An 18812-nucleotide genomic window follows, 5' to 3' on the forward strand; every position below is an offset into this window, starting at 1 on the left:
TTGCGGCGTACACCGTCGGTTGCCAGGGTGTAGCTGTCTGTCAACCTGATGGGAGTGGCCAGTGACTTTCGGTGAGCAGCCGGCCTATCTGCGCGTCGCCGGGGATCTGCGACGGAAGATCGTCGATGGGTCCCTGCCCCCGCACGCCAGGCTCCCTTCCCAGGCCCGGATCCGCGAGGAGTACGGGGTCTCCGACACCGTGGCGCTGGAGGCGCGCAAGGTCCTGATGGCGGAGGGCCTGGTCGAGGGCCGGTCCGGATCGGGTACGTACGTACGGGAGCAGCCGGTTCCCAGGCGGGTCGCGCGCTCCGGGTACCGCACGGGCGGGGCGTCGACACCGTTCCGCCAGGAGCAGGCGGAGGCCGGCGCGCGCGGTACGTGGGACTCCAGCAGCGAACAGACGGCGGCCACCGCGGACATCGCCGAGCGGCTCGGGATCGCACCGGGCGAGCGGGTGATGCGGACGCGGTACGTCTTCCGCGACGCGGGGGAGGCGATGATGCTGTCGACCTCCTGGGAGCCGCTCGCCGTGACCGGCAGGACCCCGGTGATGCTGCCCGAGGAGGGCCCGCTCGGCGGCTCGGGGGTGGTCGACCGGATGGCCGCGATCGACGTGGTCGTCGACAACGTGGTGGAGGAGGTCGGGGCCCGGCCGGGTCTCGCGGAGGAGCTCATGCTGCTCGGAGGGGTCCCGGGCCATGTGGTGCTGGTGATCGGGCGGACGTACTACGCCTCCGGGCTGGCCGTGGAGACCGCCGATGTGGTGGTCCCGGCGGACCGCTACCGCCTCTCGTACCACCTGCCCGTCCGCTGAGCCGGCGCGCGCGGGCGGGGAAGACCCGCGCTTGCGCTCCCGGGTGACGGCGCGTCATGCACGGCCGTCGAGCGCCGGCGGCCCGTCGGGAACGGGCCGATCTGCTCCACGAGCCGCCGCCCCGGCGCGACCTGCGGGAACGTCAGCCGACCGCCTCGGCAGGGGGTCCCGGGGGGTGCTCCCGATGCCGAGGGTGCGCCGGTTCTGAACCGGCGTACGCGGCCCACTCGTACGCATGGCCGGATGCGTACGCCTGTGAGGTACCTCTTCGTGAAAAACCGTATCCGCTGTGTAAAGGTCGGGCGTAAGCTCGGGCATATGCGCAATGCGGTTTCCCGGGCAGGTACATCGGCGGAGGGTGAAACGCGATGAACGACAGCGGTGCCCTGCTCCCGTGGCTGGTCATACGTCAGGACGACAACGGCAACCGCTACCGGGTGGGCCGGTACGCCACCCGGGCCGAGGCCCAGAAGGTCGTCGACAGCCTCGACGACCGAGGACACAAGCAGCTCTACTGGGTCGAGCAGATCGGCCGGACCGCCACGACGAACTGAGCGTCGCAGGCCCGCGGCACCGGCAGCCGCGGCCCTGCCTTAGGCTCCGCCCATGACGGTACGCGTGGTCGTGGGCGGAGCCCTTTGTCATGAGGGCCGCCTGCTCGCGGCCCGTCGCAGTGCGCCCCCCGAGCTGGCCGGCCGCTGGGAACTGCCGGGCGGCAAGGCCGAACCCGGCGAGTCCGTCCCCGAGGCGCTGGTGCGCGAACTGCGCGAGGAGCTCGGCGTGGAGGCCGAGCCGCTGGAACGGATCCCCGGAGAGTGGCCGCTGCGGCCCGGTCTCGTGCTGCACGTGTGGACCGCCGCGCTGCTCTCCGGCGAGCCGGCACCGCTGGAGGACCACGACGAGCTGCGCTGGCTCGGCCCCGACGAGCTGGACGGGGTGGACTGGCTCGACCAGGACCGGCCGGGGGTCGCCGAAGTGGGCCGCCGCCTGCGCGACGGCCGGTACGGCGCAGCGGGCGACGAGCGGCGCGGCCGGCTGCACGGAGGGTCGCACGGGGGCGCGTGACACCTCTGCTCTAGGCCGTCTGCGCCACAGTGCGCCGGTGCAGGGGGATCGGGTGGTACGACGCCTCGAATATCGGGTATGCCGCTATTAGTCCCTAATGTGCACCGCCCCTCGTGGCTCTGTCCCTGCGGAATCGGACGGGGGCCCTTGCCGGCCCGGGAAGTGATCGGCGTGATCGACACAGACGGTGAATGCGCCGAGTGGGCCTTCCCCGCCGAACCCGGTGCCGTCCGCGCCGCCCGCCATGCCGTGCGCGGCCAGCTCCGCTCCTGGGGTCTCGAAGCCGTCGGCGATGTCACCGTCCTGCTGGTCAGCGAGCTGGTCACCAATTCCCTGCGGTACGCCTCGGGGCCCATCGGCGTCCGTCTGGAGCGGCGTGAATCAGCCGTCGACGGCGACTCGGAGGGCCCTGCGCTGCTCGTGGAAGTTTCCGATCCGCTTCCGGATCCGCCCCGCAAACGGCTTGCCGCACCCGGCGACGAGGGGGGCAGGGGGCTCCATCTCGTGGCCGTGTCGGCGCAGAGCTGGGGGACACGGCACGGGAAATCGGGCAAGACCGTGTGGTTCGAGTTGGCTCTTCCTGGTGAGTAACAAGGTGAAGGGTGGCCGACGATCACGGGATGTGGCTCGAAACAGTCGGGACCTTTTTGTGATCGTGAACGCCGTGCCGTCCGGGGCCGTGGTGCTGAATACTTCGGTCATGGCCGGTCCGGTTGCGGTGAGCTGGAGGGGACGGTCGCGTGAGCGAGATACCTGCGCAGGCACATCAGACCCGTGTGTCCGGGGAGACGTGGCACGACTCCCTGTGGCACAGCAGTCCGCCTGGCTCGATATATGACTACATAAAGGTCGCGTCGTTCTCGATCGGGCCGGACGGGCTCATCGACCAGTGGAGTCTGCGCGCCGAGGACCTGTTCGGGCTGACCGCCGCCCAGGCCGTGGGGCGCGATCCCGTCGACGCGTTCATGCCGCCGGAGCTGCGCGCCGACGGGCACCGCAGGGTCTCCGAGATTCTCGACGGCAAGGAGTGGACCGGCCTCGTCCCCTTCCGGATCCCCGGCGGGGGCGGCGCGCACGGCGTGGCCGAGATCTACGTGATGCCCACCCAGACCGAGACCGGCCGGCGTGCCGCGCTCTGCGTCGTGGTCGACGTACGCGCGCTGCGACGGATCGAATCCGACCTCGCGGCCTCGCAGGCCATTTTCGGCCAATCCCCTTTCGGTTTCCTCCTCTTCGGGACGGACCTCACCGTGCAGCGGGCCAACCGCCGCTTCGCGACCGTCTTCGGCGGCGCCGTGGAGGAGCACCGCGGCCGCACCGTCCACGACTACCTCCCGCCCCAGGAGGCCGACCGGATGGCCGACGCCCTGCGGCGGGTCCTGGAGACCGGGGAGTCCGTCACCGACCTCCAGATCACCGGCTCCGCCCCCGGCAGCCGCGAACACCGCCACTGGTCCATCAACCTCTACCGGGTGCACGGCGGCTCCGGCCGCCCCGTCGGCGTCGCCGGCCTCGGCACCGACGTCACCCGCCGCCACCTCGCCGCCCGCGAGGCCGCCGGGGTCCGGCGCAACCTGGCCCTGCTCAACGAGGCCGGGCACCGCATCGGCAACTCCCTCGACCTGGAGACCACCGCCCGGGAACTCCTGGACGTCACCGTGCCCGGCTTCTGCGACCTCGCCGCCGTCGACCTCTACCAGGGGCTGCTGCTCGGCGACGACGACCGGCCCGCCCGGCCCCAGGGCCCCGGGGTACCGTCCCTGCCGGCCGGGCTCGGCCCCGGCCGCGCGCCCTCCGCCCCGCTGCGGCGGGTCGCCTTCGCCTCCGCCGTCTCGGACGCCCCGCTCTCGGGCCCCGTCGCGCCCGTCACCGTGGGGGAGATCCACCGCTACCCGGCCGCCTCGCCGGGCGCGATGGCCCTGCGCACCGCCCGCCCGCGGCTGATCGAGGGCGGCGGGGCGGACGACCTCGTGCAGTCCACGCTGGTCGTGCCGATGGTCGCCCACGACACCGTCGTCGGGCTCGCGCAGTTCTCCCGTACGAAGGGCAGCGAACCGTTCGGGGAACGGGACCGGGCCGTCGCGGTGGAACTCGCCGCCCGCGCCGCCGTCTGCATCGACAACGCCCGCCTCTACCGGCGCGAGCACGAGCGGGCGCTGATCCTCCAGCGCAGCCTGCTGCCGCCCGGGGACCCGGAGGCGGCCGGTCTGGACATCGCCTGCCGGTACCTGCCGGGCAACGCGGCGACCGAGGTCGGCGGGGACTGGTTCGACGTCATCGAACTGCCCGGACACCGCACGGCCCTGGTCGTCGGCGACGTGATGGGCCGGGGGCTGCGGGCCGCCGTCGCCATGGGGGAACTGCGGACCGCCGTACGGACCCTGGCGCTGCTGGACCTGGAACCGGCGGAGGTGCTCTCCGCGCTGGACGAGATCGCGCGGGGCCTCGGCGCACCCGGCGGATCCCAGCAGGCCTCCCGGGCGGCCCTGCACTCGCGGGACGCCGACCGCTCCGAGGTCTACCTCGCGACCTGCGTGTACGCCGTCTACGACCCGGTGACCCGGCGCTGCACGATCGCCAACGCCGGCCACATGCCCCCCGTCCTGGTGGAACCGGCGGAACCGGGCGCCCCGCCCCGGCCTGCGCTGCTGCTGGAGGTACCGCCCGGGATGCCGCTCGGCGTGGGCGGCGAACCCTTCGAGGAGGTGGACGTGGAACTCCCCGAGGGCTCGCTGCTGGCGCTGTACACGGACGGGCTGGTGGAGTCCCGGGAGCACCCGCTGGAGGAGGGGCTGCGCGGACTGCGCGAAGCGCTGGCCGACCCGGTCCGCCCGCTGGAGGACGTGTGCGACCACGTGCTCAACACGCTCGACACCCGGCACGGCGAGGACGACATCGCCCTGCTGATGGCACGCGTCCAGGGGCTTCCGGTGGACGCCGTCGGGGACTGGCAGCTGCCCCGCGAGGCGCGCTCGGTGGGCCGGGCACGCGAGCTGGCCCGCGCCAAACTCCCCGCCTGGGGGCTGGAGGGGCTGCTCGACACCACGGAGCTGCTGGTCAGCGAGCTCGTGACCAATGCCCTGCGGTACGGCGAGGGGGAGATCCGCCTACGCCTCCTGCTGGACCGCACCCTCGTGTGCGAGGTGTGGGACGGAAACCTGGTCCAGCCGCGGCGCCGCCGCGCCCGGGACACCGACGAGGGCGGCCGGGGCCTGCAGCTGGTGGGCCTGCTCTCCGCGGGCTGGGGCACCCGCCGCACCCACCGGGGCAAGACCGTCTGGTTCGAGCTCCCGCTCCCGGGGGCCGCGGCCGAACCGGCATCCGAGCTGTCCGCGGAGCAGCTGCTGGGCATGTACGGCTGACCCCGCGGCCGCGCCGCTCAGGGGCGCGGAGGTCCGCGGCCCGCCGGCCCCGCTCAGTCCCGGGGCAGCGCGAGCGCCGTCAGCTCCGGAACCGGGAGGACGAGGTACTCGCCGGACGGCACCGCCCCGCCGCCGACCCCCGTCCGGTCCTCCCACTGCCGGCGCGGCCGGCCCGTCGCCAGGTCGAGTCCGGCGACGAAGGGGGGTACGGCCCGGTCCCCGCCCAGCAGCGTGCGCCGGGAGCCGGCCGCGGACCTCACGTACAGCGCGCCCGACTGGGTGCCCAGCAGGGTGAGCCCGCAGGTCCGGCCGTCGCGCCGGGTCAGCGAACGCCGCCGGCGCGCCTGCCCGGTGTCGGCCGCCAGCGCGAACACGACGTCCCAGCTGTGCTCCGGCGGGTGGTGCGCGGCCGCGTACACCGTGCCGTGCTTGACGAGCAGCCGCGCCGCGGGCGCGCCGAGCTCCGCGCGCCACCGCTCCTCACCGGTGCGCCGGTCCAGGGCCCGTACCGTGTGCCCGTCCCGTACGTGGACCAGGTCGCCGGGGCCACGAGGCGGTCCGCCACGGTCAGCCTCCGGGACGCACCAGCGCACCCGCCCGCCGTCCGACCGCCCCAGCACCGTCGCGAGGTCCTCGCCGGGGAGCAGCTCCATCACGATGAACAGCCGGCCCTCCTGCTGACCGACGTCGTGCACCACCGTGATGCCCGGGCCCGGTAGCGGTTGGCCAGTCGATCCCCCACGCGCACCGCGAAGCCCCCTGACATCACGTCATCCGACGTTCCCCAGGGGGCCTTGTGTCCTGCGGGCGATCCGTACGGGAGCCGCTACGGCTCCGAACGCCTGCGGATCCTGCTGCCGAGCCAGACCAGCGGGTCGTACTTGCGGTCCACCGCCCGCTCCTTCAGCGGGATCAGGGCGTTGTCGGTGATCTTGATGCCCTCGGGGCAGACCTCCGTACAGCACTTGGTGATGTTGCAGAAGCCGAGCCCGTGCTCCTCCTGCGCCGTGCGCTTGCGGTCCAGGCCCTCCTCCGCCGCCGCGTCCAGGGGGTGCATGTCCAGCTCGGCCACCCGCATCAGGAAGCGCGGACCGGCGAAGGCCGTCTTGTTCTCCTCGTGGTCGCGCACCACATGGCAGGTGTCCTGGCACAGGAAGCACTCGATGCACTTGCGGAACTCCTGCGAGCGGTCCACGTCCACCTGCTGCATCCGGTACGCGCCCGCGGCCACGCCCTGCGGCGGCATGAAGGCCGGGATCTCCCGGGCCTTCTCGTAGTTGAAGGACACGTCGGTGACCAGGTCGCGGACGACCGGGAAGGCCCGCAGCGGAGTGATCGTGACGGTGTCCGTCCGCTCGAAGGTGGACATGCGGGTCATGCACATCAGCCGCGGCCGGCCGTTGATCTCCGCGCTGCACGAACCGCACTTGCCCGCCTTGCAGTTCCAGCGCACCGCCAGGTCCGAGGCCTGGGTGGCCTGGAGCCGGTGGACGATGTCGAGGACGACCTCGCCGTCGTGCACCTCGACGGTGAAGTCCCGCAGCTCCCCGCCCTCCGCGTCGCCCCGCCAGATCCGGAAGCGTGCGTCGTAGGTAGTCACTCGTAGAGCTCCTCTTCGGCGAGGTACTTGACCAGCTCTTCCTTCTCGAAGAGCGCGAGCAGGTCGGGGCGGATGGGTTCGGTGCGGGTCCGCACCAGGGTGATCCGGTCGGCGGCCGGGTCGGCGGGCGCCGGGTCCACCGGGCGGCACAGCAGGTTCACCGGGCGCCAGCTGCGCTCCATCGACGGGCAGTCCTCCCGGGTGTGCCCGCCCCGGCTCTCGGTGCGCTCCAGGGCCGCGCGGGCCACGCACTCGCTGACCAGCAGCATGTTGCGCAGGTCCAGGGCGAGGTGCCAGCCCGGGTTGAACTGCCGGTGCCCCTCCACCCCGGCGCGGGCGGCCCGTACGCGCAGGGCCGCGAGCTTCTGCAGGGCCTGCGCCATCTCGCCCTCGCGGCGGATGATGCCGACCAGGTCGTTCATGGCCGTCTGGAGTTCCTGGTGCAGGGTGTACGGGTTCTCCGCGCCGTCGGCCGCGTGGAAGGGGGCCAGTGCCTCCGCGGCGGCCGCGTCGACCTCCTCCTGGGCGACGGCCGGACGCCCGGCGGACGCGGAGGCGTACTCCGCCGCGTGCAGACCGGCCCGCCGCCCGAAGACGAGCAGGTCGGACAGCGAGTTGCCGCCGAGCCGGTTCGAGCCGTGCATCCCGCCCGCCACCTCGCCCGCCGCGAACAGGCCCGGGACTCCGACGGTGGCCGCGGTGTCCGAGTCCACCGCGATCCCGCCCATCACGTAGTGGCAGGTCGGGCCGACCTCCATCGGCTCGGCGGTGATGTCCACGTCCGCCAGCTCCTTGAACTGGTGGTACATGGAGGGCAGCCGCCGCTTGATCTTCTCGGCCGGCATGCGCGTGGACACGTCGAGGAAGACCCCGCCGTGCGGGGAGCCGCGACCGGCCTTCACCTCGGAGTTGATGGCGCGGGCCACCTCGTCGCGGGGCAGCAGCTCGGGGGGCCGCCGGTTGTGGTCCGGGTCCTCGTACCAGCGGTCGCCCTCCTCCTCGGTCTCGGCGTACTTCTCCTTGAAGACGTCCGGGATGTAGTCGAACATGAACCGCTTGCCCTCGCTGTTGCGCAGCACCCCGCCGTCGCCGCGCACCGACTCGGTGACGAGGATGCCCTTGACCGAGGGCGGCCAGACCATGCCCGTGGGGTGGAACTGCACGAACTCCATGTTCAGCAGCGGGGCCCCGGCGAGCAGGGCCAGCGCGTGGCCGTCGCCGGTGTACTCCCAGGAGTTCGAGGTGGTCTTGAAGGACTTGCCGATGCCGCCGGTGGCCAGGACGACCGCCGGGGCCTCCAGTACGAAGAAGCGACCGGACTCGCGCTCGTAGCAGAAGGTCCCCGAGACCCGCTGCCCGTCCTTGAGCACCCGCGTGACCGTGCACTCCTGGAAGACCTTGAGCCGGGCCTCGTAGTCCCCGTATTCCCTGAAGTCCTCCTGCTGGAGGGCGACGATCTTCTGCTGGAGGGTGCGGATCAGCTCCAGCCCGGTCCGGTCGCCCACGTGCGCGAGGCGCGGGTACTCGTGGCCGCCGAAGTTGCGCTGGGAGATCCTCCCGTCGGGGGTGCGGTCGAAGAGGGCGCCCCAGGTCTCCAGCTCCCAGACCCGGTCCGGCGCCTCCTTGGCGTGCAGCTCGGCCATCCGCCACTGGTTCAGGAACTTGCCGCCCCGCATGGTGTCGCGGAAGTGGACCTGCCAGTTGTCGCCCTCGTTGACGTTGCCCATGGAGGCGGCGATCCCGCCCTCCGCCATCACCGTGTGGGCCTTGCCGAACAGGGACTTGCAGATCACGGCCGTGCGGGCGCCCCGCTCGCGGGCCTCGATGGCGGCCCGCAGCCCGGCGCCGCCGGCGCCGACCACGACCACGTCCCACTGCTGCCGGTCGACTTGAGCCATGTCAGAAGATCCTCGGGTCGGTGACGGTGCCGCTGGCCAGCAGGTACACGTAGAAGTCGCACAGGGCCACGCTGACCAGGGACGCCCACGCCAGCAGCATGTGCCGGGAGTTGAGACGGCTCACCCAGCCCCACAGCCGGTAGCGCACCGGGTGCTTGGAGAAGTGCTTCAGACGGCCGCCCATGATGTGCCGGCACGAGTGGCAGGAGAGGGTGTAGGCCCAGATCAGCACGATGTTGAGGACGAACAGCAGCGTCCCCAGGCCCATGTGGCCCCACTCGTAGCGGTCGTTGCGGAAGGTCAGCACCGTGTCGTAGGTGAGGATGCCCGCGACCGGCAGCGCCGCGTAGAAGAAGTACCGGTGCATGTTCTGGAAGACCAGCGGGAAGCGGGTCTCGCCGGTGTACTTGGTGTGCGGCTCCGCGACGGCGCAGGCGGGCGGCGAGGCCCAGAAACCCCGGTAGTACGCCTTGCGGTAGTAGTAGCAGGTCAGCCGGAAGCCGAGCGGGAAGACGAGGATCAGCAGGGCGGGGGACAGGCCCCACCAGCTGCCGAAGAGGTCCAGGTTCGGCCCGCCGCGCATCTCCTGGCAGTTCTCCGCGAGGCACGGCGAGTAGAACGGGGAGACGTAGGGGGCGGCGTAGTAGTCGGCGTTCGCGAAGGCCCGCCAGGTCGAGTAGACGACGAAGGCGAGCAGCCCGGCCGCGGTGCCGGCCGGGGCCAGCCACCACCGGTCGGTGCGCAGGTGCCGGGCGGCGATCGAGGCCCGGGAGGCGTCGTGGACGCCGGTCAGCTGCCGGGGTGGTTCGGTACCTGTGGCCAAGGGTGACTCCGGGAGGAGTGGTCAGGGTGGCCCGCCGGACACCGGCCGGCCGCCGCTGAGCGCGGCGGCCGGTGTCCGGGGGAATGGCGGGAAACGGCTGTGGGACCTAGGGAGCGCGGCGGTCGCGGGCTCCGAGGCCCTCGTCGTCGGTGTCCGTCCACAGCGTGCTGTCGTACGGGGTGTCCGGGACGGTCACCATGCCCGGCCCGGGCCTGTCGGCGGTGGCGGACCGGCCGCCCTCCGCCTGCTGCCGCCCGGCTTTGCGCTCCAGCTGCTCGACCTTGCGGGTGAGCTCGTCCAGGCTGCGCCGTACGGCGGTCAAATCGTCTTGCAGGGACATGACTTGCCCTCACTTCCGCAGGGTGCGGTGGCAACGCCCATGTGCGCCTGCGAGTGTCGCGCCTCACGTCCCCGCTTGTGAAGGGACATGCAGCGATTGCGGGCGCGCAGGCGCGATCTGTGCGCCCCTCCCTGCCCCCCATTCTCATCCCTCGCCCGAGGGAACGCTCGTCCGCAACGCAAGCGGGATTGGTCCGCACGGGTGGGCTTCGCGGCGTGGCGAGGGTCCGCTGCGGGGGGTGCGGCGGCCCGTCGATTTCAGTGGTTCCGGCACCCGGTGTGATCAGCTCCATATACCGCCAAACGTGATCAAGCTGTCCCTTTCGCCGCCCCGTCCCGGAGGTACCACCCATGTCCCAGAGAAGGCGCAGGTCCTTGGCGCTCCTGACCTCGGGAGTCCTCGCACTGCCGCTGCTCGCGGGGTGCGGCGCCGGTGACGAGGGCGGCCCGGTGGCCGCAGGCCAGGACATCGCGGTGACGCCCCGGAACAAGGTCGCCGACGGCGGCGTGCTGCGCTGGGCCGTGGACAGCCTCCCGGACACCCTCAACACCTTCCAGGCCGACGCGGACGCCACCACCACCCGGATCACCGGGGCGGTGCTGCCCCAGCTGTTCACGCTGGACGGCAAGGGGCGCCCCGTCGCCAACCCGGACTACCTGGAGAAGGCGCAGGTCGTCGCCCGCGAACCCAAGCAGGTGGTCCTGTACAAGCTGAACCAGCAGGCGGTGTGGAGCGACGGCCGCGAGATCGGCGCCGCCGACTTCGTCGCCCAGTGGCGCGCCCTGAGCGGCAAGGACTCCGCGTACTGGACGGCCCGCAACGCCGGCTACGAGCGGATCGAGAAGATCGAGCGGGGCAAGACGGACCTGGAGGTCAAGGTCACCTTCGCCAAGCCGTACACGGACTGGCGGTCCCTGTTCTCCCCGCTCTACCCCAAGCAGGTCACCGGCACCCCGGACGCCTTCAACGAGGGGGCGCGCGGCACCCTCAAGGTCACCGCCGGCCCCTTCAACCTCGGCGCGACCGACAAGAAGACCGCGACCATCGCCCTGACCCGCAACCCCCGCTGGTGGGGCCGCCCCGCCAAACTGGACTCGCTGGTCCTGACGGCCGTGCCCCGCTCCGAGCGCCCGGCGGCGCTGGCCGCGGGCAAGGTGGACATCGCGGAGATCGACCGCAGCGGCGCCGACCGGATCGCCCTGGCACACCGGGAGCGCTCGAACACCTCGGGACCGGGCGGGGCCCCCGCCCACGGACCCGGAGCCCTGACGACCCCGGCCGAGGCCACCCTGTCCTGGGCGGTCGCGTACGGCGTGGACGAGGGCAAGGCCCGCGAGGAACTGGACGCCCGGGTGAGGAACGCGGAGGCGGCCAGGAAGTACACCGACGAGCAGGAAGCGCTGCGCGGCTTCACCATCCGCAAGTCCCTGGAGCCGTCCTACACCCAGCTCGCCCTGAACGGGGCCTCCGGCCCGCTGGCCGACGAGCGGGTCCGGCGGGCCGTGGCCCGGGCGCTGAACCGCAAGGAACTCGCCGAGCTCGTCCTCAAGCCCCTGGGCCTGCCCGCGAAGCCGGTCGGCAGCCACGTGGCGCTGGCCGGGCAGCGGGCGTACGCCGACAACAGCGACGCCCTCGGCGGCCAGGACACCAAGGCGGCCCAGGCCCTGCTCGCGGACGCCGGCTGGCGCCCGAACGGCAAGCTCATCGAACCGGAGGGCGCGAAGGCGGGCCCGGAGAGCGACGCGGAGGCGGGCCGCGAGGACGCGAGGACCGCGGGGCCGGGCACCGGCGACGACGGCCTCTACATCGTGGGCCAGGACGACGAGCGCAACGGCGCCGGGCTGAAGGGGCCCCTGGGGGCGGTCAAGCCGCTGGCGCAGCCCCGGCTCGCCGCCGACCAGAAGGCCTGGCTGCTCGCCCAGGCCGAGGCCGTCGGCGCGGCCGCGTCCGACGGGGACGACAAGGAGGCCGGGCGCACCCCGTCCGTGGAGGGCGAGGCGGCCGATCCCGCCCAGGGCACCGCCTCGCCGGCGCCGGCCCCGGCCAAGCAGACCCGTACCTCGGGATCCGTGCTCGCCAAGGACGGCAAGGCCCTCAGCCTGCGCTTCGTCCTTCCCGCCGGACCGGGCTCGGAGGCCCTGCGCACGGTCGGCGAGCGGATCGCCCAGATGCTCCAGAAGATCGGGGTGAGCACCGAGCTGACCAAGGTGGCCGACGAGAGCTTCTTCAAGGACCACATCGCCTCGGGCCAGTACGACCTGGCGCTCTACTCCTGGCCGGCCACCGCCTACCCCGCCACCGACGCCCGGCCCATCTTCGCCAAGCCGGAGCCGGCCGCGGACGGCTCGCTCCTCGTCGAACAGAACTACACCCGGGTCGGCACCGACCACATCGACCAGCTCTTCGACCAGGCCCTCGGGGAACTGGACGAGGAGGCCTCACGGGACCTGCTGCGCAAGGCCGACGCCCGGATCTGGGCCGCCGCCGGCTCCATCCCGCTCTACCAGCGCCCCCAGCTGGTGGCGGTCAAGCCGTCCCTGGCCAATGCGGGCGCCTTCGGCCTGGGCACCCCCTGCTACCAGGACATCGGCTGGAAGAAGCCCCCGGCCACCGCTTCGAAGAACAAGGGGTGACAAACCGGTGTCCGCCGGAACGACCTCCGGGGCCCAAGCTCAGATGTGACTCAATTCCCTTGCCCGCCGGCCACCCCGGCGGGCAAGGTCGTGGATACCCGTTGACCCGCAGGAACACCAGCAGGAACACCCGCAGGAACCCCACAGCACCGACGGCCGGGCCCCCCACCCCGCACCCGGCTCTTCTCAGTCCTCCGGCCTCTTGACAGACCCCCCGGCAGCCGGTTCCCGCCACGCGACGTACGATGGGGTAAGGCCGTGGCAGGTTTTCCGCCCGGTCGAGGCGCGCGTGCCGGACCGTACGCGACGCCATCCACGATCCCGGGAGAAGCGCCGAAGTGCCCACGCGCCACGACATCCGTAACGTCGCCATCGTCGCCCACGTCGACCATGGCAAGACGACCATCGTCGATGCCATGCTCAAGCAGGCCGGTGCCTTCGCCGCCCACCAGCAGCTCGACGACCGCATGATGGACTCGAACGACCTGGAGCGTGAGAAGGGCATCACGATCCTCGCCAAGAACACGGCGGTGAAGTACCACCCCAAGGACGGCGGGGCCCCGATCACGATCAACATCATCGACACCCCCGGCCACGCCGACTTCGGTGGCGAGGTCGAGCGCGGCCTGTCGATGGTCGACGCCGTCGTCCTGCTGGTGGACGCCTCCGAGGGTCCGCTGCCCCAGACCCGCTTCGTGCTGCGCAAGGCCCTCCAGGCGCGCATGCCGGTCATCCTCTGCATCAACAAGACCGACCGTCCGGACTCCCGGATCGACGAGGTCGTCAACGAGACGTACGACCTCTTCCTCGACCTGGACGCCGACGAGGACCAGATCGAGTTCCCGATCGTCTACGCCTGCGGCCGTGACGGCATCGCCTCGCTGACCAAGCCGGAGGACGGCACCGTCCCCGCGGACAGCGACAGCCTGGAGCCGTTCTTCTCCACCATCCTGGAGCACGTCCCGGCCCCGACGTACGAGGAGGACGCGCCGCTCCAGGCCCACGTCACCAACCTCGACGCCGACAACTTCCTCGGCCGCATCGCGCTGCTCCGCGTCGAGCAGGGCGAGCTGCGCAAGGGCCAGACGGTCGCGTGGATCAAGCGCGACGGCACGATCTCCAACGTCCGCATCACCGAGCTGATGATGACCGAGGCGCTCACCCGCAAGCCGGCCGAGGTGGCGGGCCCGGGTGACATCTGCGCGGTCGCCGGCATCCCCGACATCATGATCGGCGAGACCCTGGCCGACCCGGAGAACCCGGTCGCCCTGCCGCTGATCACGGTGGACGAGCCGGCCATCTCCATGGTCATCGGCACCAACACCTCCCCGCTGGTCGGCCGCGGCGGCACCGGCAAGGGCGCCGACGCCAAGGCCGCGGTCAAGGACCGCAAGGTCACCGCCCGCCAGGTCAAGGACCGTCTGGACCGCGAGCTGATCGGCAACGTCTCGCTCCGCGTCCTCGACACCGAGCGCCCGGACGCCTGGGAGGTCCAGGGCCGTGGCGAGCTCGCGCTGGCGATCCTCGTCGAGCAGATGCGCCGCGAGGGCTTCGAGCTGACGATCGGCAAGCCGCAGGTCGTCACCAAGGAGGTCGACGGCAAGGTCCACGAGCCGGTCGAGCGCATGACGATCGACGTGCCCGAGGAGCACATGGGCGCCGTCACCCAGCTCATGGGTGTCCGCAAGGGCCGCATGGACAACATGTCCAACCACGGCTCCGGCTGGGTGCGCATGGAGTTCGTCGTCCCGTCCCGCGGCCTGATCGGCTTCCGTACGGAGTTCCTGACCCAGACCCGCGGCACCGGTATCGCCCACTCGATCCACGAGGGCCACGAGCCGTGGTTCGGCCCGCTGCAGACCCGCAACAACGGCTCCCTGGTCGCCGACCGCGCCGGTGCGGTCACCGCGTTCGCGATGACCAACCTGCAGGAGCGCGGCGTGCTGTTCACCGACCCCGGCACCGAGGTGTACGAGGGCATGATCGTCGGCGAGAACTCGCGCTCCGACGACATGGACGTGAACATCACCAAGGAGAAGAAGCTCACCAACATGCGGTCCTCGTCGGCCGACTCCTTCGAGGCGATCGTTCCCCCGCGCAAGCTGTCGCTGGAGCAGTCGCTGGAGTTCTGCCGCGACGACGAGTGCGTCGAGGTGACCCCGGAGGCCGTCCGCATCCGCAAGGTCGTCCTGGACCAGAAGGAGCGCTCGCGCACCGCTTCGCGCGCCAAGGCCGCCAAGTAGCCTTACGGGCACGGGCCCGCGCTTCACCGAGCAGCCCCTCTCCCACGGAATCCCGTGGCGGGAGGGGCTGTTCGCGTTTGTCAAGCGGATTGTTGCGTTCTGGTGTCCGGATACCGACCGTGACACTCCGGAGGATGAGCTAACCGTCCGTTTCGCACGTGTCTGTCTCCTATCCGTTTGTCCGGATTTCGGGTTTTCGCCATGGGCTGATGTTGTGAAAACGAGACCACTTAAGTGTGGTTTACGGTCTGGGCGTCCCTGAGGATGGCTCCATTGAGCTCGGGTCAATGGGTCACACGCTGTGGGGAGCGTCGACTCACGAGCACACACGATGGGGCCGGATCTCGCTGTCAGGGGTGTCAGCGGAGACCGGGTCCTTTCACGTATCGACAGTGACTCCTGAGGAGGCAAATACCCATGCGCGGAGCAACGAGCGCCAAGTGGGTCGCGGGTGCCGTCGTCGTGGCGCTGGCCGCCACGGCCTGCAGCACCAGCAAGGACTCGAACGCCGGCAAGTCCGGCGGAAACATCACCGTGGTGCTCGGCGAGCCGCAGCACGGCCTGGTGGGTCAGAACACCGCAGAGTCCGAGGGCGCGGAGGTTCTCAACGCGCTCTTCAAGGGCCTGGTGGACTACGACAACAAGACCAACGAGCCGAAGCTCGCGGTCGCGGAGTCGATCGAGACCAAGGACTCCAAGGTCTGGACCATCAAGATCAAGGACGGCTTCACCTTCCACAACGGCGAGAAGGTCGACGCGCAGTCGTTCGTCCGCGCCTGGAACTGGGGCGCCAACCAGGACAACGCCGCCGAGGGCCTGCCGTTCTACTCGAAGATCGAGGGCTCCGACGAGCTGGCGCCGGGCAAGGACAAGAAGCCCACCGCCACCGAGCTCAAGGGCCTCAAGGTCGTTGACGAGAAGACCTTCACCGTCACGCTGAAGGAGCCCTTCTCCCAGTTCAAGACCATGCTGGGCTACAACGCCTTCTACCCGCTGCCGAAGGCGTTCGAGGCCGACCCGAAGAAGTTCGGCGAGGCCCCGATCGGTAACGGTCCGTTCCAGATGGACGGCGCCTGGGACCACAACAAGCAGATCAAGATCAAGAAGTACGACAAGTACCCGGCCGAGGGCCGCGCGAAGCTCGACGGCGTCACCTTCAAGATCTACGACAACCTGGACACGGCGTACAACGACCTGCGCGCCGACAACATCCAGATCGTCGACAAGCTCCCGATCTCGGCGATGGCCACCGTCTCCCAGGAGTTCGGCGACCGCTACATCTACAAGCCCGAGTCGGGCGTCGGCTACCTCGGTCTCCCGATCGCCACCAACCCGGAGGCGTTCGGCAAGGTCGAGATCCGCAAGGCCATCTCCATGGCCATCGACCGGGACGCCATCGGCAAGACCATCTTCAACGGCACCCGCAAGCCGGCCGACGACTTCATCAGCCCCATCATCCCGGGTTACCGCAAGGGCGCCCTGGGCGAGGCCGGCACCTACAACCCGGCCAAGGCCAAGGAACTCTGGACCCAGGCGGGCGGTGTTCCCGGCAACAAGATCGAGCTCGGCTACAACGCCGACGGTGGTCACAAGGAGTGGATCGAGGCCGTCGCCAACCAGCTGAAGGCGAACCTCGGCGTCGAGGTCACCGCCAAGCCGTACGCCAAGTTCGGCGACATGCTGGACGACCTGGGTGCCCAGAAGTACAAGGGCGGCTTCCGCATGGCGTGGTCCATGGACTACCCGGCTGCGGAGAACTACCTGCGTCCGATCTTCTCGAAGATCGCGATCGAGAACGGCTCCAACTACGGCGGCTACGTCAACGAGGAGTTCGAGAAGACCATGGCGGAGGCCGACAAGGCCACCGACCCCGCCGAGGGTCTGAAGCTGTACCAGAAGGCCGATGACATCATCATCAAGGACCTTCCGTACATCCCGGTCTTCACCTACATGTCTTCCTCGGCCTACTCCAAGTCCGTGAAGAACGTCGAGGTCGACGCCCAGGGCCGCATGGACCTGGCGAACGTCGAGCTCAACTAACACCCCTCTTCACACCAAGGGGACACCGGGGGCGGGCAGGCGGAATCAGGTTTCCGTCTGTCTGCCCCTTCCCCCTGCTCTTCTGTTGGAGGTCTGATGGGCCGCTACCTCATCCGCCGACTCATACAGGCGATCCCTGTACTGCTCGGTGCCACGTTCCTCATTTACTACCTCGCCTTCAGCCTGCCCGGCGACCCCGTTTCGGCGCTCGCGGGCGACAAGAAGGCGGACCCCACCGTCGCAGCCATGCTGCGGGCCAAGTACAACCTGGACGACCCGTTCCTGCTCCAGTACTGGCACTACATCACCAACCTCTTCCAGGGGAACTTCGGTGAGACGCTCCAGGGCCGCCAAGTCATCGACCTGATCAGCGAGGCGTTCCCGTACACGGTGAACCTCGCCCTCGTCGCGTTCGCCATCGAGGCCCTCGTCGGCATCGCCGCCGGTGTCATGTCGGCGCTGCGCCGCGGCAAGTTCATCGACCAGCTGGTGCTGATCACCACGCTGCTGGTCATCTCCATCCCCGTCTTCGTCTTCGGCTTCGTCCTCCAGCTCGTCCTGGGTGTCGAACTCAAGGACGCCTGGGGCATCGACTTCTTCCCCGTCTCCTTCAACGAGACGGACGGCCTGCGCGGTTACCTCCTGCCGGGATTCGTGCTCGCCACCACCTCCCTCGCGTACGTGGCCCGACTGACCCGTACGAGCCTGATGGAGACCATGCGCGCGGACTACGTCCGCACCGCGACCGCGAAGGGCCTGCCCCGCCGCCGCGTCGTCGTGCGCCACGCGCTGCGCAACGCGCTCATCCCGATCGTCACCTTCCTCGGCGCGGACCTCGGCTCGCTCATGGGCGGCGCGGTCATCACCGAGCGGATCTTCAACATCCACGGCATCGGCGGCACGTTGGCGATGTACGTCTGGCAGAAGCAGGGCGTCGTCGTGGTGGGCATCGTGACCCTCCTCGTCCTCGTCTACATGTTCGCCAACCTGATCGTGGACCTGCTGTACGCCGTGCTCGACCCGAGGATCCGTTATGCGTGACACAACTACGGTGGGGGACGAGTTGACCGAGACCGAGATCGCCGGCACCCCCTCCGCCGGCGACACCGCCGCCAAGGCCGGCCGCCAGAAGAAGGAGCGCGAGGCCAGCCTCTGGTCCGACGCCTTCTACGACCTGCGCCGCAACCCCGTCTTCCTGATCGGCGCCGCCCTGGTGCTGTTCATGGCCGTGGTCTCCCTGGCGCCGGGCCTGTTCACCTCGGTGGACGCCTACGCTCCGTGTGACCTGCACAGCTCCATGCTCAAGCCGAGCGGCGACCACATCTTCGGCACCGACGTCCAGGGCTGCGACGTCTACGCCAAGACCGTGTACGCCGCGAGCAACTCGATCATCGTCGGCATCGCCACGACCGCCATGGTCGTCGTCGTGGGCGTCACCTCGGGCCTGCTCGCCGGCTGGTTCGGCGGCTTCACCGACACCCTGCTCTCCCGGTTCGCCGAGATCTTCTTCGCCATCCCGCTGATGCTCGGCGGCATGCTGATCATGTCCGGCCTCGGCAAGGGCAACGCCTGGACCGTCTCCCTGGTGCTCGCCACCCTGGGCTGGCCGCAGATCTTCCGCATCATGCGCTCCTCGGTCCTGGCCAACAAGCACAACGACTACGTGCAGGCCGCCCGCGCCCTCGGCGCCGGCACGTGGCGGATCACGCTGCGCCACATCCTCCCGAACGCCATCGCCCCCGTCATCGTGGTCGGCGCGATCAGCCTGGGTGTGTACATCTCCGCCGAGGCCGCCCTGTCCTACCTCGGCGTGGGCGTCCAGGCGCCGGAGATCTCGTGGGGCCTGATGGTCAGCGACGCCCAGGCGCGCTTCCTCCAGGCGCCCTACATGCTGCTGTTCCCGGCCGCCGCGCTGAGCGTCACGGTGCTCGCGTTCATCATGGTCGGCGACGCGGTACGCGACGCCCTCGACCCGAAGCTGCGCTGAGGAAGGG

15 protein-coding genes are annotated in these 18812 nt (G+C 70.6%); 10 read left to right on the plus strand and 5 right to left on the minus strand.

Annotated elements, in window-relative coordinates:
- The first annotated feature begins 61 nt into the window (after window positions 1–61).
- The 5 genes from ABZ128_RS01315 to ABZ128_RS01335 all read left to right on the plus strand — a co-directional run bounded on the left by ABZ128_RS01315 (window position 62) and on the right by ABZ128_RS01335 (window position 5241).
- Window positions 62–814, plus strand: a complete 753-nt coding sequence (locus ABZ128_RS01315; RefSeq protein ID WP_356845387.1) for a GntR family transcriptional regulator — start codon at window positions 62–64, stop codon at window positions 812–814.
- Between the two features lie 368 nt (window positions 815–1182).
- Window positions 1183–1368, plus strand: coding sequence for an SPOR domain-containing protein (locus tag ABZ128_RS01320; protein WP_356845388.1), 186 nt, complete (start codon window positions 1183–1185; stop codon window positions 1366–1368).
- Window positions 1369–1420: 52 nt separating this feature from the next.
- The gene (locus ABZ128_RS01325) at window positions 1421–1879 is read left to right on the plus strand and encodes a (deoxy)nucleoside triphosphate pyrophosphohydrolase (protein WP_356845389.1); all 459 of its coding nucleotides are present in this window, start codon (window positions 1421–1423) and stop codon (window positions 1877–1879) included.
- Between the two features lie 162 nt (window positions 1880–2041).
- Entirely contained in the window at window positions 2042–2470 is a 429-nt protein-coding gene (locus ABZ128_RS01330) for an ATP-binding protein (RefSeq protein ID WP_356845464.1), read from the plus strand.
- Between the two features lie 212 nt (window positions 2471–2682).
- On the plus strand, window positions 2683–5241 hold the full coding sequence (locus ABZ128_RS01335) for a SpoIIE family protein phosphatase (protein WP_356845465.1): 2559 nt from the start codon (window positions 2683–2685) through the stop codon (window positions 5239–5241).
- Between the two features lie 53 nt (window positions 5242–5294).
- Here ABZ128_RS01335 and ABZ128_RS01340 read toward each other — a convergent pair whose 3' ends face one another.
- The 5 genes from ABZ128_RS01340 to ABZ128_RS01360 form a co-directional block, all read right to left on the minus strand.
- A complete protein-coding gene (locus ABZ128_RS01340; RefSeq protein ID WP_356845390.1) occupies window positions 5295–5936 on the minus strand; it encodes a PQQ-binding-like beta-propeller repeat protein in 642 nt (213 codons plus the stop codon).
- Between the two features lie 131 nt (window positions 5937–6067).
- Complete coding sequence (locus ABZ128_RS01345) at window positions 6068–6841, minus strand: succinate dehydrogenase/fumarate reductase iron-sulfur subunit (RefSeq protein WP_356845391.1); 774 nt, start codon at window positions 6839–6841, stop codon at window positions 6068–6070.
- Complete coding sequence (locus ABZ128_RS01350; RefSeq protein ID WP_356845392.1) at window positions 6838–8739, minus strand: fumarate reductase/succinate dehydrogenase flavoprotein subunit; 1902 nt, start codon at window positions 8737–8739, stop codon at window positions 6838–6840. The genes ABZ128_RS01345 and ABZ128_RS01350 overlap by 4 nt, the downstream gene beginning before the upstream one ends.
- Window position 8740: 1 nt before the next feature.
- On the minus strand, window positions 8741–9562 hold the full coding sequence (locus tag ABZ128_RS01355; RefSeq protein WP_356845393.1) for a hypothetical protein: 822 nt from the start codon (window positions 9560–9562) through the stop codon (window positions 8741–8743).
- 106 nt (window positions 9563–9668) lie between these two features.
- Window positions 9669–9902, minus strand: coding sequence for a hypothetical protein (locus ABZ128_RS01360; RefSeq protein ID WP_356845394.1), 234 nt, complete (start codon window positions 9900–9902; stop codon window positions 9669–9671).
- Window positions 9903–10252: 350 nt separating this feature from the next.
- Between ABZ128_RS01360 and ABZ128_RS01365 the strand changes: the two genes are divergently transcribed.
- The 5 genes from ABZ128_RS01365 to ABZ128_RS01385 all read left to right on the plus strand — a co-directional run bounded on the left by ABZ128_RS01365 (window position 10253) and on the right by ABZ128_RS01385 (window position 18805).
- Complete coding sequence (locus ABZ128_RS01365; RefSeq protein WP_356845395.1) at window positions 10253–12535, plus strand: ABC transporter family substrate-binding protein; 2283 nt, start codon at window positions 10253–10255, stop codon at window positions 12533–12535.
- 338 nt (window positions 12536–12873) lie between these two features.
- Window positions 12874–14778, plus strand: a complete 1905-nt coding sequence (typA, locus tag ABZ128_RS01370) for a translational GTPase TypA (protein WP_356845396.1) — start codon at window positions 12874–12876, stop codon at window positions 14776–14778.
- A gap of 417 nt (window positions 14779–15195) precedes the next feature.
- Window positions 15196–16818 carry an ABC transporter substrate-binding protein gene (locus ABZ128_RS01375; RefSeq protein WP_356845397.1) on the plus strand — a complete coding sequence of 541 codons (1623 nt, stop codon included), beginning with the start codon at window positions 15196–15198 and terminating at the stop codon, window positions 16816–16818.
- 96 nt (window positions 16819–16914) lie between these two features.
- A complete protein-coding gene (locus ABZ128_RS01380; RefSeq protein ID WP_356845398.1) occupies window positions 16915–17859 on the plus strand; it encodes an ABC transporter permease in 945 nt (314 codons plus the stop codon).
- Entirely contained in the window at window positions 17852–18805 is a 954-nt protein-coding gene (locus ABZ128_RS01385) for an ABC transporter permease (RefSeq protein ID WP_356845399.1), read from the plus strand. Before ABZ128_RS01380 ends, ABZ128_RS01385 begins: the two co-directional genes overlap by 8 nt.
- The last annotated feature ends 7 nt before the right edge of the window (window positions 18806–18812 follow it).

The organism is Streptomyces sp. NPDC006326 (assembly GCF_040612915.1).
GTDB lineage: Bacteria > Actinomycetota > Actinomycetes > Streptomycetales > Streptomycetaceae > Streptomyces.

What these genes read in the sequence shown, in the direction of transcription:
- ABZ128_RS01320 (WP_356845388.1), top strand. Translation starts at nt 1,183, where the DNA reads ATGAACGACAGCGGTGCCCTGCTCCCGTGGCTGGTCATACGTCAGGAC.
- ABZ128_RS01325 (WP_356845389.1), top strand. Translation starts at nt 1,421, where the DNA reads ATGACGGTACGCGTGGTCGTGGGCGGAGCCCTTTGTCATGAGGGCCGC.
- ABZ128_RS01350 (WP_356845392.1), bottom strand. Translation starts at nt 8,739, where the DNA reads ATGGCTCAAGTCGACCGGCAGCAGTGGGACGTGGTCGTGGTCGGCGCC.
- ABZ128_RS01360 (WP_356845394.1), bottom strand. Translation starts at nt 9,902, where the DNA reads ATGTCCCTGCAAGACGATTTGACCGCCGTACGGCGCAGCCTGGACGAG.
- ABZ128_RS01365 (WP_356845395.1), top strand. Translation starts at nt 10,253, where the DNA reads ATGTCCCAGAGAAGGCGCAGGTCCTTGGCGCTCCTGACCTCGGGAGTC.
- ABZ128_RS01375 (WP_356845397.1), top strand. Translation starts at nt 15,196, where the DNA reads ATGCGCGGAGCAACGAGCGCCAAGTGGGTCGCGGGTGCCGTCGTCGTG.
- ABZ128_RS01380 (WP_356845398.1), top strand. Translation starts at nt 16,915, where the DNA reads ATGGGCCGCTACCTCATCCGCCGACTCATACAGGCGATCCCTGTACTG.
- ABZ128_RS01385 (WP_356845399.1), top strand. Translation starts at nt 17,852, where the DNA reads ATGCGTGACACAACTACGGTGGGGGACGAGTTGACCGAGACCGAGATC.